Source organism: Modestobacter marinus (assembly GCF_019799945.1).
Classification (GTDB): Bacteria; Actinomycetota; Actinomycetes; order Mycobacteriales; family Geodermatophilaceae; genus Modestobacter; species Modestobacter marinus_B.
In genome coordinates, this window is the sequence record NZ_JABGCH010000017.1 from 100020 (window position 1) to 113309 (window position 13290).

Here is a 13290-nt window from a genome sequence, read left to right on the forward strand (position 1 = left end):
CCCGGTCACCCGGCAGGTCGCCCCGGAACGCCACCCGGCCCCGCGGCGTGTCCGGGGCCCGTTCCGCCGGGGTGTCGAGAGGTCGCTGCATCCGCCGGCGGGGGTGCCGTGGAAGGAGGGGTGTCAGGCACGCCCCCACCGGAAGGACACCACCGTGACCAGGTCCCGTTCCCTCGCTCTCGCCGCCGGCGCCACCGGAGCGTTCGCCGTCGTCCTCGCTGCCGGCCCCGCCGCCGCGGCGGACACCGCCAGCGTCTCGGTGCTGCACGGCGTGCCGGGGGTGACCGTCGACGTCTACGCCAACGGTGAGGAGCTGCTGTCCGACTTCGCGCCGGGCACCCTCACCGACCCGGTCTCCCTGCCCGCGGGCAGCTACGACCTGGCCATCTACCCGGCCGGCTCCGACCCGGCGTCGACCCAGCCGGCCGCGTCCGCCACCGGCGTCCAGGTGCCCGCCGGGGCCAATGCCACGGTCGTCGCCCACCTCACCGAGGGCGGCACGCCGACCCTCACCCCGTTCGTCAACGACGTCTCCCCGGTGCCCGCCGGGCAGGCCCGGGTCACTGTCCGGCACACCGCGGCCGCGCCGGCGGTCGACGTCCGCGCCGGCGGGCAGGTGGCCGCGCCGGGGCTCACCAGCCCGAACGAGGCGACGCTGACCGTCCCGGCCGGCACCATCTCGGCCGACGTCGTCCTGGCCGGCACCGAGACCGTGGCGATCGGCCCGGCCGACCTGCCGCTCGGCGAGGGCACGGCCACCGCCGTCTACGCCTGGGGCAGCTCGGAGGCCGGCTACCAGCTGGCGGTGCAGCAGCTCGGGGAGGCGTCCTCCGCGCCCGGTGGCGTCCCCGCCGGCTCGGCCGGGCTGGCCGACGACGGCGGTCTGCCGATGAGCGTGCTGGCGGTGTCCGCGCTCGGCCTGACCGGTGCCGCGGTCGCCGGCCGGCGACTGGTCCTCAGCCGCCGCTGACGGCAGGTACCGGGGAGGAGGACGTCGTGCGGCGAGCCGTGGTGGGCCTGGTGGCCGGCCTCACGGTGGCGGGCGGCGCGCCCGCGGCCTGGGCGGTGGCCCGCCCGCCGTCGTCGGCCGGGGTGCCCGTGACCCAGGTGCTCGCGGCGCCGGCCGGCGACGTCCTCCTCCGCCCGGTGATGGCCCCGCAGCCGCCCGCCGACGTGCTCCCCCCGGTGACGGTCCGGGACGCCGCTCCGGTGGCCGTCCCGGACCCCGCGCCCGCACCGGTGGCGCTGAGCGTGCCCGGCTCTGGCGTCGCGGCAGCCGTCGACCCCGTCGGCGTCACCGGGAGCGGGCTGATGGAGCTGCCCCCGGACGTCGGCCGGGTCGGTTGGTACCGGTTCGGCCCGGCGCCCGGGCAGCCGGGCTCCGCGGTGCTCGCCGGGCACGTGGACGACGCCGAGCAGGGGCTGGGACCGCTCGCCGCCCTGCGCTCGGTGGAACCCGGGCAGCCCGTCGAGGTCACCGACGCCGCGGGGGGCATCTCCCGGTGGCGGGTGGTCAGCCGCGAGCTGGTCGAGAAGCAGGCCCTGCCGCTGGCCGCGTTGTTCGCCCGGAGCGGGGAGCCGCGACTGGTCCTGCTCACCTGTGGCGGACCGTTCCGTCCCGAGCTGGGCAGCTACCGGGACAACGTCGTCGTCGTGGCGGTCCCGGCGTGACGGTGACCCTGGGCCTGCCCGGCCGGACGGCGACCCCCTACGGTCGGGGCGTGCGGTCGGCGTCGACTCCCGAGGAGTCCCTCGAGCCGGACGACGACGCCGTCGGCCGTCGCTTCCGCGCGGGCGACGAGCGGGCGCTCGCCGAGGCCTACGACCGCTGGGCCGGCATCGTGCACGGCATGGCGGTGCGCGCGTTCGGCGCCGGCCCGGACGCCGAGGACGTCACGCAGCAGACGTTCATCTCCGCCTGGACCGGCCGGACCGGCTACCGCCCCGACGAGGGGCCGCTGGCCGCCTGGCTGGTCGGCGTCTGCCGGCACAAGATCGCCGACGTGTGGGCCCGGCGGGAGCGGCAGCGCCGGGTGGCCGAGGCGGCCGTCGTCGACGCCCGGTCCCGGCCGGAGGGCGGGCGGGACGACGGCCTGGACGCGCTCGTCGCCGACCGGGTGCTGCTGCTGCGCGAGCTGGACCGCCTCGGCCAGCCGCAGCGCGGCATCATCGAGCTGGCCTTCTTCGCCGACCTCACGCACTCGCAGATCGCCGAGCGCACCGGGCTGCCGCTGGGCACGGTGAAGAGCCACATCCGGCGCACCCTCGAGCGCCTGCGGACCCGATTGGAGGTGGACGGTGCAGCACTGCAGTCCTGAGCAGCTCGCGCTGGCCGCCCTCCGCGAGCCGCTGCCCGCCGAGGACGCCGAGCACCTGGCCGGGTGCGAGGAGTGCCGGCGGCAGGTTGCCTCCCTCCGGCGCAGCGTCGACGTGCTCGCCGTGCCCGAGCTCGCCGCGCCGGGCGCCCCGGTGCCCCCGCCACCGCACCTGTGGGCGGGGATCGCCGCCGCGACCGGGGTGTCCGCCGCCCCGCCGTCCGAGCCCCCCCTGGCGCCGGTGGTCCCGCTGCGCCGCCCGGCCCGCCGCTGGCTGGCCCTCGCCGCCGCCGTGGTGGCCGGCATCGCCGTCGGCGCCGGCGCGGTGGCGGTCACCCGGGACGACGGCCCGTCGGGCACGGTGATCGCCACCGCCGGGCTCGACGCGCTGGCCGGTGAGGACGCCTCCGGCCGGGCCGAGGTCCGGGAGGAGGACGGCCACCGGCTGCTCGAGGTGGACCTCTCGGCGCCGTCCCTGGACGACGGCTACTACGAGGTGTGGCTGCTGCAGCCCGACGCGCAGCGGATGGTCCAGGTCGGCGCGGTGACCGCCGGGGACACCGTGCTGCCGCTGCCCCCCGGCGTCGACCTGGCCGCCTACCCGGTGGTGGACGTCTCGGTGGAGCCGCTGGACGGCGACCCGACCCACTCCGGCGTCAGCGTCGCCCGCGGCTCCCTCACCCGCTGACGGGGGCCTGGAGCCGCGCGGACACCCGCCGGTGGACGGCGAGCTGCTCGTCCAGCCCGGGGTGGGTCACGACGCCGTCGTCCACCACGAACCGCCCGCCGACGACGGTGTGCCGCGCGGCCACCGGGCCGCACCGCAGCCAGGCCTCGACCGGGTCGGACAGCGCCCCGGCGAACCGCACGCCCTCCAGCGACCAGACGGCCAGGTCCCCGCAGGCGCCGACCGACAGCTGCCCGATCTCACCGGTCCGGCCGAGGCAGGCCGCTCCTCCCCGGGTGGCCATCTCCAGCGCGGCCCGGGCCGACATCGCCGCCGCGCCGTGCCGGAGCTTGCCCTGCAGCATCGCGGTGCGGGCCTCCAGCCACAGCGACGCCGAGTCCGCCGACGAGGAACCGTCGACCCCGAGCCCGACCGGCGCACCCGCGGCCCGCAGCTCGGCGACCGGGGCCAGGCCGCTGCCCAGGATCATGTTGGACGACGGGCAGTGCGCCGCGCCGACCCGCGCCGCCCCGAGCCGGGTGACCTCCTCGGGCGACGGCCAGACCACGTGCGCGAGCCACACCCGGTCGGTCATCCAGCCGACGTCGGACAGGTAGTCGACCGGCCGGCGCCCGAAGGTCTCCAGGCAGAAGGCGTCCTCGTCCTGGGTCTCGGCCAGGTGCGTGTGCAGCCGGACGTCGAGGGACTCGGCCAGCTCGGCGGTGCGGGCCATCAGCGCGGTGGAGACGCTGAACGGCGAGCACGGGGCCAGCGCGATCCGGGTCATCGCGGTGGGCGTGCGGTCGTGGTGGGCCTCCACCAGGCGTTGCGAGTCGGCCAGGATCGTGTCGTCGTCCTGCACGACGGAGTCCGGCGGCAGGCCGCCGTCCTTGACGGAGAGCGACATGGACCCGCGGGTGGGGTGGAACCGGACGCCCAGCTCCCGGGCCGCCGCCACCTCCGCGGTGATCAGGTCGCCGCCGCCGGCCGGGTGGACGTACAGGTGGTCGGTGGACGTCGTGCACCCCGACAGCGCCAGCTCGGCGAGCCCGACGAACGCGCTGACGTGCGCCGCCTCCTCGTCCAGCCGCGCCCACAGCGGATAGAGGGTGACCAGCCAGTCGAACAACCCGCCGGTCAGCGCGGGCGCGTAGGCGCGGGTGAGGTTCTGGTACAGGTGGTGGTGGGTGTTGACCAGGCCCGGGGTGACCAGGCAGCCCCGCGCGTCCACCCGGCGGGCGGCCTCCGGCCGGGGGTCACCGGGGCCGCCGAGGCCGCTGACCGCGCCGTCGATGACCGCGACCCACCCCCCGGGGATCTCGCGGCGGGCGTCGTCGACGGTGGCGATCAGCTCGGCGTCGTGGACGAGGAGGTCAGCGGTCTGCACGCGCGCATGATGCCGCTCCTGGCTGACGAACGGGCGTCACCCCAGCCACAGGGATGCCAGCGGGCCGGTGACCGGCTTGGCCGGCGGCCGCGCGTAACCGCCGACCCGGCTGGTCGACAGCCCCAGCCGGACCAGCCCCGACACGGTGGCGACGGCGGCGGCGACCCCGTCGACCACCGGCACCCCGAGCTCGGCGGCCAGCTCCGCGCACAGGTCGGCCATCCCGGCGCAGCCGAGCACCAGGCACTCGGCCCCGTCGCACTCGACCGCGGCCCGGCACTCCGCCAGCACGCGCCGGTACGCGTCCGGGTTGCCGGCGAGACCCAGCACCGGCACCTCGCAGGCCCGCACCGAGCGGCAGAGCGGCCGCACGCCGTAGCGGTCGACGAGCTCCTCGGTGCGCCCCGTGGTGCGGGCCAGGGTGGTGACGACGCTGAACGAGCGGCCCAGGTAGGTCGCCGTCCGCATCGCCGCCTCCGCGATGCCGACCACCGGGCCGGCCGCCACCTCCCGCGCGGCGTCCAGGCCGGGGTCGCCGAAGCAGGCGACGACGTACCCGTCCGCCGGCTCCCGGACGGCGGCCAGCAGCCCGGGGACGGCGAGCGCCTCGTCGTACGCCGACTCGATGGACACCGGCGCGGCGGCGTTGGTGACCGCCTCGACGGAGACGTCGGGAGCGGCGGCGGCCCGGGCCGCGGCCGCGATGACGTCGGTCATCGCGGCCGTGGCGTTGGGGTTGACGACCTGGATGAGCACGGGACGGCTCAGGCCAGGGTGCCGTCGGAGACGCCGTCCTCGGCCGGGTCGAGTTCCGGCAGCATAGGCCGCACCCCCTCCAGCCCCGCGAAGACGACGAGGCCCAGGGCGCAGCCGATGAACCAGCCGTAGTCGCCGACCGAGGCGAACAGGGTCAGCAGGATCGTCGGGATGCCGGCGGCGGCCGTGGCCAGGACGGCGTTGGGGTTGTAGCCGCCGCGGAACCAGTAGCGGCCGGTGGGCGCCATCGAGTACATGTCGTCGACCGCCACCCGCTGCTTGGCAGCGAGGTAGTAGCCGGCGATCAGGATGCCGAACAGCGGGCCGATGAGGCTGCCCAGGATGCCGAGGGTGAACCGGATCCCCTCGGCGCTGTCGTACCAGTTCCACGGGGTCAGCAGGACCGAGCCGACGGCGGCGATCATCCCGCCGGTGCGCCAGCTGATCCTCTGCGGGGAGACGTTGGAGAAGTCGAACGCCGGGGCGATGAAGTTGGCGACGATGTTGATGCCGACGGTCGCGATGACGAAGGTCAGCCCGCCGAGCAGGATCGCGAAGGAGGAGTCGATCGCCTCGACGGTGGCGATCGGGTCGGTGATCAGCTGCCCGAAGACCGGCACGGTCGCCGAGGCGCACACCACGGTGAGCACCGAGAAGAACAGGAAGTTCAGCGGCAGGCCCAGCAGGTTGCCCCGCTTCACCGCGGAGAAGCTCTTCCCGTACCGGGCGAAGTCACCGAAGTTCAGCATCGGGCCGGAGAAGTAGGAGACCACCAGCGCGATCGCGCCGACCATGGTCGAGATCGTGGCCCAGCCGGTCAGGGTCGGGCCGGTGTGCAGGTCCAGGTCGATGTTCGACCAGCCGGCCCGGGAGACCAGGTACACCGCCAGCGCGATCATCACCACGTAGACCGCCGGGCCGGCGAAGTCGATGAACCGCTTGATCGTCTCCATCCCCCGCCAGAACAGCGCCGCCTGGGCGACCCACAGCACCGCGAAGGAGATCCAGCCCAGCGCCTCCAGGCCCAGGAACGAGTGGTCCAGCAGCGACGCCGAGCCGGGGACGAACTTCAGCCAGATGATGTTCAGGCTCTGCGCGGCGAGGAAGGTCTGCACGCCGTACCAGGCGACCGCGATCAGCCCGCGGATGACGGCGGGGATGTTCGCGCCCTTGACGCCGAAGACGGCGCGGTTGATCACCGGGTACGGGACGCCGGTCCGCTGGCTGGGCTTGGCCACCAGGTTCGCGAACACCTGCACGATCACGATGCCGACGACCAGCGCGATCAGCACCTGCCAGCCCGCGATGCCCAGCGCGAAGAGGCTGCCGGCGGTCACGTACCCGCCGACGCTGTGCACGTCGGACATCCAGAACGCGAAGATGTTGTACGAACCCCAGCGCTGCTCTTTCAGCGGTGCCAGGTCCTCGTTGGTCAGCCGCGGGTCGTAGCCGGGCTTCACCAGCGCGCCGCCGACGGCGGCGCCGGTGGACTCGTGGACGTTCGGTGGGGGTGCGGCGGTCGTGGTCACGGGCAGGCTCCCTCAGGCTGGCGGGTCGGCGTGCTGGGGACGCTAGGGAGCGGGTGTTGCGACCCGATGACCGCAGCGATATATCCGCGGCCGGCTCAGGACCGGGTCTCCGGCGCGAACAGCCCGGTCTCCTCCGGCAGGCTCGCGAGCACGTCCCGCATGTGGCCGGAGTGCGCGCGGGAGACCGCCACGAGCGCGTCGGCGTCCCGGTCGAGGAAAGCCCGCAGCATCGCGCCGTGCTCCTCGTGCAGCACCTGGGTCTGCGGCCGGTCGACGTGCGACATCGGCTGGAACGGCTCGGTCAGGTCCCAGGCCGCCGCGTACATGTGCAGCAGCCGGCGCATGCCGCAGGGAGCGGCGAGCGCGAGGTGGAAGCGCCGGCTCTCCCGGTGGTGCGCCCGCACGTCGCCGTCCGCGATCGCCCAGCTCAGCGCCGCGTGGGCGGAGCGCGCCTCCGCGTCACAGGCCGCGTCGGCCCGGGGGACGGCGGCAGCCTGCGCGGCCGACTCCAGCGCCTCCCGCACGACGTACAGCTCCAGCAGCTCGACCCGGGTCAGCTGCGCGACGAAGTAGCCGGCCCGGGGCGCGTGGCTGACCAGGCCCTCGCCGACCAGGGTCTTCAGCGCCTCGCGGACCGGGATGCGGCTGACGGAGAACCGGTCGGCGACGTCCTCCACCACGATCGCGGCGCCCGGCGGGGCCGCGCCCTGCAGGATCGCCGCCCGGAGCTGGTCGCGGACGGCCTCGTGGGACGTCCCCGGGGAGTCGGTGGCCAGCCGGCGGACCCAGCCGGCGGGTGGACGGGACACGGCACCCTCCCCCTGGCCGACGCCGACGGCCGCAACCTGCCGACCACGTGTTTCACCGGTGTGACGGCACCAACCCCGTTGCCGCTGCCACGAGCTCGCCGGCGGGGGCCGTGACCGCGGCCAGCCGGGCGGCCGCCTCGTGCAGTTCAGCGCCCCACGCGGTGGCGACCCAGCCGCCGGGCAGCGGCAGCCGCACGGCGTCGTCCCCGGTCACCACGCCGGGCGGGGCGTCGCCATAGAGCCGCAGGGTGGAGACGTACGCGCGCGGCGCGACCGGCGGCAGCCAGGCCGGCGCCCCGGGGCCGAGGCCGACCGTGGTGTGCAGCAGCGGGCGGCTCGCGCGCTCGACGCGGGTGGTGCCGGTCCAGCGGCCCGGCTCCTCCTCGGTCCGGCCGAGGAGCACCTGCTCGGTGGCGTTGAGCGCGCCGTCCGGCCCGAGCTGCACCAGCAGGTCGGCCTCGTGGGTGGCGCGCGCGGTGACCACGGTGGGCTCGGGGGCGAGGTCCAGCGTGCCGGCCACCTCCGCCCGCACCGCCTGCCGGGACGGCGGGGACGCGCCCCGCTGCGGCAGCACCACGGCCGCGGCCACCGTGTGGACGCTGAGCCGGGCGCCCTCCTCCACCACGAGCCGGATCTCGGCGTCGTCCCCGCCCAGCGGGCCGAACGCGGTCGCGACGAGGTGCACGGAGGCGGCGCCGGTGCGGCGGACGGCGAGCTGCCCGCTGGCCCGCATCACGGGCAGCACCGTCCGGCCGCCCGGACCGCGCCGGGCGACCACCTCGACGACCGTCCTCACGCCGACTGCAGCGCCCGCAACCGGACCTGCTCCCGTACCCACTCCGCCACCGGGGTGGCGGCCGGGTCCTCGCGGAGCGAGATCAGCAGCGTGGGCTTCCCCCCGCGCACCGCGTCGGCGTCCCGCCGCATCACCCCCAGGTCGGCCCCGACGAGCGGCGCGAGGTCGGTCTTGTTCACCACGAGCAGGTCGGCGCCGGTGACGCCGGGCCCGCCCTTGCGCGGCACCTTGTCCCCGCCCGCGACGTCGACGACGAACACCTGCACGTCGACCAGCCCGTAGCTGAACGACGCGGTCAGGTTGTCGCCGCCGGACTCGACGAACACCAGCTCCAGCCCCGGGTGCCGGGACTCCAGCAGCTCCACCGCGTCGAGGTTGGCGGTGATGTCGTCGCGGATCGCGGTGTGCGGGCAGCAGCCGGTCTGCACCGCCTCGATCCGGTCGTCGGGCAGGACGGCGTTGCGGCGGAGGAAGTCGGCGTCCTCGGTCGTGTAGATGTCGTTGGTGACGACGGCGAGGTCGAACTCGCCGCCCAGCGTGCGGCACAGCGCCGCGGCCAGCGCGGTCTTGCCCGAGCCGACCGGCCCGCCGAGCCCCACGCGCAGCGGACCGCCGTGCCGGTGGCCCGGCGCGTACGGGTCGACGTAGTCGTCCAGGTTGTGGTCAGGCGGCATCTGCACTCCCGGTGAGGGTCATGAGGCGAAGAACCGGTCCTTCCGTGCGGCGTGCACTTCGGCGAGCAGGTCGAGCAGGGGGTCGGCGGCCGCGGGGAGCTCCGCGGCCGACCCCGACGCCGCCTCGTCCACCTCGGGCGCGAGGCGGGCGGTGATGGCGGCGACGGTGATCGGGTCCATCGCGAGCAGCCGCTGGGCGGCCGTCGCCGGCCCGCTGACCGCCAGGTAGGCGGCGGCGGTGGCCGCATCGGCGGGCCCGAGCCCGCCCGCCGCTGCCGCGACGCCCAGGGCGACCGGGTGGTGCGGGCGCGGTGGCACCGCCGCCCAGGCGGGATGCGGCCAGGCCCGGCCGCCGACCCGCACCAGCCCGCGCCCCTGCTGCCGCGAGGCGGCCTGCAGCGCCGGGGACGGGGTCCGGGCGTCTGCCTCCGCGTCCAGGCAGGACAGTGCGGCGGCCGGGTCGGCGTCATCGACAGCCCGGCAGGCGGCCGCGGCCAGGCCGGCCGCGACCGCCCCGGACGTCGCCAGCCGCCGGCGCAGGAACGCCGCCAGGGACGCCGCGTCGGTGACCACTCCCGTGGCGATCGCCTGCTCCACGCCACCGGAGTGGGTGTGCCCGCCGGCCGGCAGCCGGGAGTCGGCGAGGGTGAGCAGCGCGGCGAGTGCCATCAGAACAGGAAGTACCGCTGGGCCATCGGCAGCTCGCGCACCGGCTCGGGCTCCCAGACCTCGCCGTCCACGGAGACGGTGAAGGTGTCCGGGTCCACCCGGATCTCCGGGAGCGCGGTGTTCTCCGGCATGTCGGTCTTGCCCAGCCGGCTGGTGTCGGCGACCGCGGCCAGCCGGCGGTTCACCGCCAGCCGGTCGGCCAGCCCGGCCTCCAGCGCCGCCGGGGCGACGAAGTGCAGCGAGGTCCGTGCCGGCACCCGGCCGTACGCGCCGAACATCGGCCGGGGCAGCACCGGCTGCGGCGTGGGGATGGAGGCGTTGGCGTCACCCATCTGCGCCCAGGCGATCATCCCGCCCTTGAGGACGACGTGCGGTCGGACGCCGAAGGTCTTCGGGTCCCAGAGCACGAGGTCGGCGAGCTTGCCCGGTTCGACCGAGCCGACCTCGCCGTCGATCCCGTGGGCGACCGCCGGGCAGATCGTGTACTTGGCGACGTACCGGCGGGCGCGCAGGTTGTCGGCCGGGCCGTCCCCCGCCAGCGACCCGCGCCGGCGCTTCATCACGTGCGCGGTCTGCCAGGTGCGCATCACCACCTCGCCGACCCGCCCCATCGCCTGGGCGTCGGAGCCGATCATCGAGATGGCGCCGAGGTCGTGCAGCAGGTCCTCCGCGGCGATCGTGGTCGGCCGGATGCGGCTCTCCGCGAACGCCAGGTCCTCCGGCACGCTGGAGTCAAGGTGGTGGCAGACCATGAGCATGTCGAGGTGCTCGTCAAGGGTGTTCACCGTGTGCGGCCGGGTCGGGTTCGTGCTGCTCGGCAGCACGTTGGGGTGCCCGGCGACGGTGATGATGTCCGGCGCGTGCCCGCCCCCGGCGCCCTCGGTGTGGTACGCGTGGATGCTCCGCCCGGCGATGGCCGCGAGCGTGTCCTCCACGAACCCGGCCTCGTTGAGCGTGTCCGAGTGCAGCGCCACCGGGACGCCGTGGCGCCCGGCGACGGTCAGCGCCGCGTCGATCGCGGCGGGCGTCGACCCCCAGTCCTCGTGCAGCTTGAAGCCGCTGGCGCCGGCCCGGAGCTGCTCCTCCAGGGAGTCTTGGCGGACCGTGTTGCCCTTGCCCAGCAGCGCGACGTTGACCGGCAGCGGGTCCATCGCCTCGAGCATCCGGGCCAGGTACCAGTCGCCCGGGGTGACGGTGGTGGCCTTGGACCCCTCGGCCGGCCCGGTGCCGCCGCCGATGAGCGTGGTGACGCCCGAGCCCAGGGCGGTGGGGACGATCTGCGGGCAGATGAAGTGCACGTGGCAGTCGACGCCACCGGCGGTGAGCACCTTGCCGTTGCCGGCCAGCACCTCGGTGCCCGGGCCGATGACCAGGTCGGGGTGGACGCCGTCCATCGTGTCGGGGTTGCCGGCCTTGCCCAGGGCGACGATCCGCCCGTCACGGATGCCGACGTCGGCCTTGACGACGCCCCAGTGGTCCAGCACGACCGCACCGGTGATCACCAGGTCGGGGGCGCCCTCGGCCCGGGTGGCCCGCCCCTGCCCCATGGACTCGCGGATGACCTTGCCGCCGCCGAACACCGCCTCCTCCCCGGCGAGCCCGGGACCGCCGCTGCGGTCCTCGGTCACCTCGATGAGCAGGTCGGTGTCGGCCAGCCGGACCCGGTCGCCGACGGTGGGGCCGTAGAGCTGGGCGTAGCGCTCGCGGGACAGCCTCACCACCGGCCCAGACCTCCCTGGGCGCTGATCCCGGGCACGATCCGCGCGCCGGCCAACGGCACGAGGGTCACGGTGCGGCGGATGCCCGGCTCGAAGCGGACCGCGGTGCCGGCCGCGATGTCCAGCCGGTGGCCGTGCGCGGCCGCCCGGTCGAACACCAGGGCGCGGTTGGCCTGCGCGAAGTGGAAGTGCGAGCCGACCTGGACCGGCCGGTCGCCGGTGTTGTGCACGGCGAGCTCGATCCGCGGCGCACCGGGGAGGGTCTCGATTTCGCCCTCGGCGGGGAGGACCTCACCGGGGATCACGGCGCTCACGGGATGGGGTGGTGGACGGTCACCAGCTTGGTCCCGTCCGTGAACGTTGCCTCCACCTGCACCTCCTCGAGCAGCTCGGGGACGCCGTCCATGACGTCGTCCCGGGTGAGGACCGTGCGGCCGGACTGCATGAGGTCGGTGACCAGCCGCCCGTCACGCGCGCCCTCGAGCACGTGGTCGGTGACGATCGCGGTGGCCTCGGGGAGGTTCAGCCTGAGGCCGCGGGCCTGGCGGCGGCGGGCGAGCTCGGCGGCGTAGCTGAGCATCAGCCGCTCCTGCTCGTGCGGGGACAGCAACACCGGGCAGCCCTCCTGGTCGGCGACGGAGCTCGGACGCTAGCGGCCCGGTGTGACAGCGCTGTTGCGTCGGTGACGGCCTTGTTGCGGGATGCGTCGCGATATATCGTGAGTGCATCGACGATTCTCGGAGGTGCGACATGGAGCCCACCAGCCCATGGTCGCGGCATCGCCGCCACCACCACTACGTCCCCCGCGCCGGCGACGAGCCCGGAGCGCGCGGACACCACCCGCACGAACACCCCGGCGGTTTCGAGGGCCCCTTCGGCCGCGCCGGCGGCCCGTTCGGGCACCACGGCGGGCCGTTCGGCCCCGGCCATCCCGGCGGCCGCGGCGGCGGGCACCGCGGACGGCCGGGCGGCCGGCCCGGCCGCGCCGGGCGCGGCGACGTCCGCACGGCGTTGCTGCTCCTGCTCGCCGAGGAGCCGATGCACGGCTACCAGCTGATGCAGGCCGTGGCCGAGCGCACCGGGGGCGCGTGGAAGCTCAGCCCAGGGGCGGTCTACCCGACCATCGCCCAGCTGGAGGACGAGGGCCTGGTCCGGGTCACCGCCGAGGGTGGCCGGAAGCTTGTGGCGCTCACCGAGGCAGGTCGCGCGCACGTGGCCGGCCTGGGGGACGTCGATCCGTTCACCGCGTTCGGCGGCGCCGGCGACCGGCCCGACCTGCGCGCACTGATGGGCGAGCTGATGGGTGCGGCACACCAGCTCGGCCGCGTGGGGGACGCCGACCAGCTGGCCCAGGCCGCCCGGGTCATCGGCGACGCCCGCCGGGCTCTCTACCTCATCCTGGCCGGCCAGGCGCCGGACGGCGGCTCCGACGGCCCTCCGGACACCCCGCAATAGGTTCAGTCGTCAAGCGCTGGGGACGACGGGCCTCTGGACCCTCGGCACCTCGACCCTGCTGATCCTGGGCCGGCTGGGCGTCCTGTTGACGTGGCCGCGGGCGTGGGATGACCTGGGTCGGTGGCTGGTGGGCCTGTTGGGAGCCGGCCGTCGTGCTGTCCGGTGAAGACAAGTCGGGACCGGGTTGCGTCGCTGACGTAACGGTGGCGCGGCCGCTCCAGGTCCGGGAATGCCGAAACGGGGCCGCAGCTGTCGCTGTGGCCCCGTTTCGGGAATGGTTGTCCGGCGGTGTCCTACTCTCCCACCCCGTCTCCGGGGCAGTACCATCGGCGCTGAAAGGCTTAGCTTCCGGGTTCGGAATGGGACCGGGCGTTTCCCTTTCGCCATGACCGCCGTAACACTGTGGAACCGCCCCCCACCCACACCCCGCCCGCGGGCGGGTAGGGGTGGGGGGTGTTCGTTGTTCCAGAGCTGCACAGTGGACGCGTGACATCGAGCTCAAAAGGGCTGGATGG

General features: G+C 75.4%; 15 protein-coding genes and 1 rRNA gene. 5 read left to right on the forward strand and 11 right to left on the reverse strand.

All coding sequences use genetic code 11. From position 1 onward, the window contains the following. Window positions 1-154: 154 nt before the first annotated feature. From HK417_RS15005 to HK417_RS15020, 4 genes are read left to right on the forward strand one after another with little or no spacing between them, the layout of a single operon-like run. Window positions 155-970: a DUF4397 domain-containing protein gene (locus HK417_RS15005; protein ID WP_222267819.1), complete on the forward strand. Its 816-nt coding sequence runs from the start codon at window positions 155-157 to the stop codon at window positions 968-970. Window positions 971-996: 26 nt separating this feature from the next. Continuing rightward, the gene (locus HK417_RS15010) at window positions 997-1671 is read left to right on the forward strand and encodes a class F sortase (protein ID WP_222267820.1); all 675 of its coding nucleotides are present in this window, start codon (window positions 997-999) and stop codon (window positions 1669-1671) included. Next, the gene (locus tag HK417_RS15015; RefSeq protein WP_308123598.1) at window positions 1668-2318 is read left to right on the forward strand and encodes an RNA polymerase sigma factor; all 651 of its coding nucleotides are present in this window, start codon (window positions 1668-1670) and stop codon (window positions 2316-2318) included. Before HK417_RS15010 ends, HK417_RS15015 begins: the two co-directional genes overlap by 4 nt. After that, complete coding sequence (locus tag HK417_RS15020; RefSeq protein WP_222267821.1) at window positions 2299-3003, forward strand: anti-sigma factor; 705 nt, start codon at window positions 2299-2301, stop codon at window positions 3001-3003. Before HK417_RS15015 ends, HK417_RS15020 begins: the two co-directional genes overlap by 20 nt. On the opposite strand, the gene HK417_RS15025 is transcribed toward HK417_RS15020, so the two are convergent. From HK417_RS15025 to HK417_RS15070, 10 genes are all read right to left on the reverse strand, one after another. Continuing rightward, window positions 2993-4369, reverse strand: coding sequence for an 8-oxoguanine deaminase (locus HK417_RS15025; RefSeq protein ID WP_222267822.1), 1377 nt, complete (start codon window positions 4367-4369; stop codon window positions 2993-2995). The genes HK417_RS15020 and HK417_RS15025 overlap by 11 nt on opposite strands. Before the next feature lie 36 nt (window positions 4370-4405). Next, window positions 4406-5125, reverse strand: a complete 720-nt coding sequence (locus HK417_RS15030) for an aspartate/glutamate racemase family protein (RefSeq protein ID WP_308123599.1) — start codon at window positions 5123-5125, stop codon at window positions 4406-4408. Window positions 5126-5133: 8 nt separating this feature from the next. Continuing rightward, the gene (locus HK417_RS15035) at window positions 5134-6654 is read right to left on the reverse strand and encodes an NCS1 family nucleobase:cation symporter-1 (RefSeq protein ID WP_222267824.1); all 1521 of its coding nucleotides are present in this window, start codon (window positions 6652-6654) and stop codon (window positions 5134-5136) included. A 95-nt stretch (window positions 6655-6749) separates the two neighbouring features. Continuing rightward, window positions 6750-7463 (reverse strand): GntR family transcriptional regulator, encoded by a 714-nt coding sequence (locus tag HK417_RS15040; protein WP_222267826.1) that lies wholly within the window; start codon window positions 7461-7463, stop codon window positions 6750-6752. A gap of 52 nt (window positions 7464-7515) precedes the next feature. Beyond that, on the reverse strand, window positions 7516-8259 hold the full coding sequence (locus HK417_RS15045; protein WP_222267828.1) for an urease accessory protein UreD: 744 nt from the start codon (window positions 8257-8259) through the stop codon (window positions 7516-7518). Further along, window positions 8256-8933 carry an urease accessory protein UreG gene (gene ureG, locus HK417_RS15050; protein WP_222267830.1) on the reverse strand — a complete coding sequence of 226 codons (678 nt, stop codon included), beginning with the start codon at window positions 8931-8933 and terminating at the stop codon, window positions 8256-8258. Before ureG ends, HK417_RS15045 begins: the two co-directional genes overlap by 4 nt. Before the next feature lie 18 nt (window positions 8934-8951). Beyond that, entirely contained in the window at window positions 8952-9602 is a 651-nt protein-coding gene (locus HK417_RS15055) for an urease accessory protein UreF (protein WP_222267832.1), read from the reverse strand. Then, window positions 9602-11323 (reverse strand): urease subunit alpha, encoded by a 1722-nt coding sequence (locus HK417_RS15060; protein ID WP_222267833.1) that lies wholly within the window; start codon window positions 11321-11323, stop codon window positions 9602-9604. The genes HK417_RS15055 and HK417_RS15060 overlap by 1 nt, the downstream gene beginning before the upstream one ends. Beyond that, window positions 11317-11634: an urease subunit beta gene (locus HK417_RS15065; RefSeq protein ID WP_308123600.1), complete on the reverse strand. Its 318-nt coding sequence runs from the start codon at window positions 11632-11634 to the stop codon at window positions 11317-11319. Before HK417_RS15065 ends, HK417_RS15060 begins: the two co-directional genes overlap by 7 nt. Next, window positions 11631-11933 carry an urease subunit gamma gene (locus tag HK417_RS15070; protein WP_222267836.1) on the reverse strand — a complete coding sequence of 101 codons (303 nt, stop codon included), beginning with the start codon at window positions 11931-11933 and terminating at the stop codon, window positions 11631-11633. Before HK417_RS15070 ends, HK417_RS15065 begins: the two co-directional genes overlap by 4 nt. 137 nt (window positions 11934-12070) lie before the next feature. Between HK417_RS15070 and HK417_RS15075 the strand changes: the two genes are divergently transcribed. Next, window positions 12071-12775 (forward strand): PadR family transcriptional regulator, encoded by a 705-nt coding sequence (locus HK417_RS15075; RefSeq protein WP_222267837.1) that lies wholly within the window; start codon window positions 12071-12073, stop codon window positions 12773-12775. A gap of 280 nt (window positions 12776-13055) precedes the next feature. On the opposite strand, the gene rrf is transcribed toward HK417_RS15075, so the two are convergent. Then, a 5S ribosomal RNA gene (gene rrf / locus HK417_RS15080) occupies window positions 13056-13172 on the reverse strand. Between the last annotated feature and the right edge of the window lie 118 nt (window positions 13173-13290).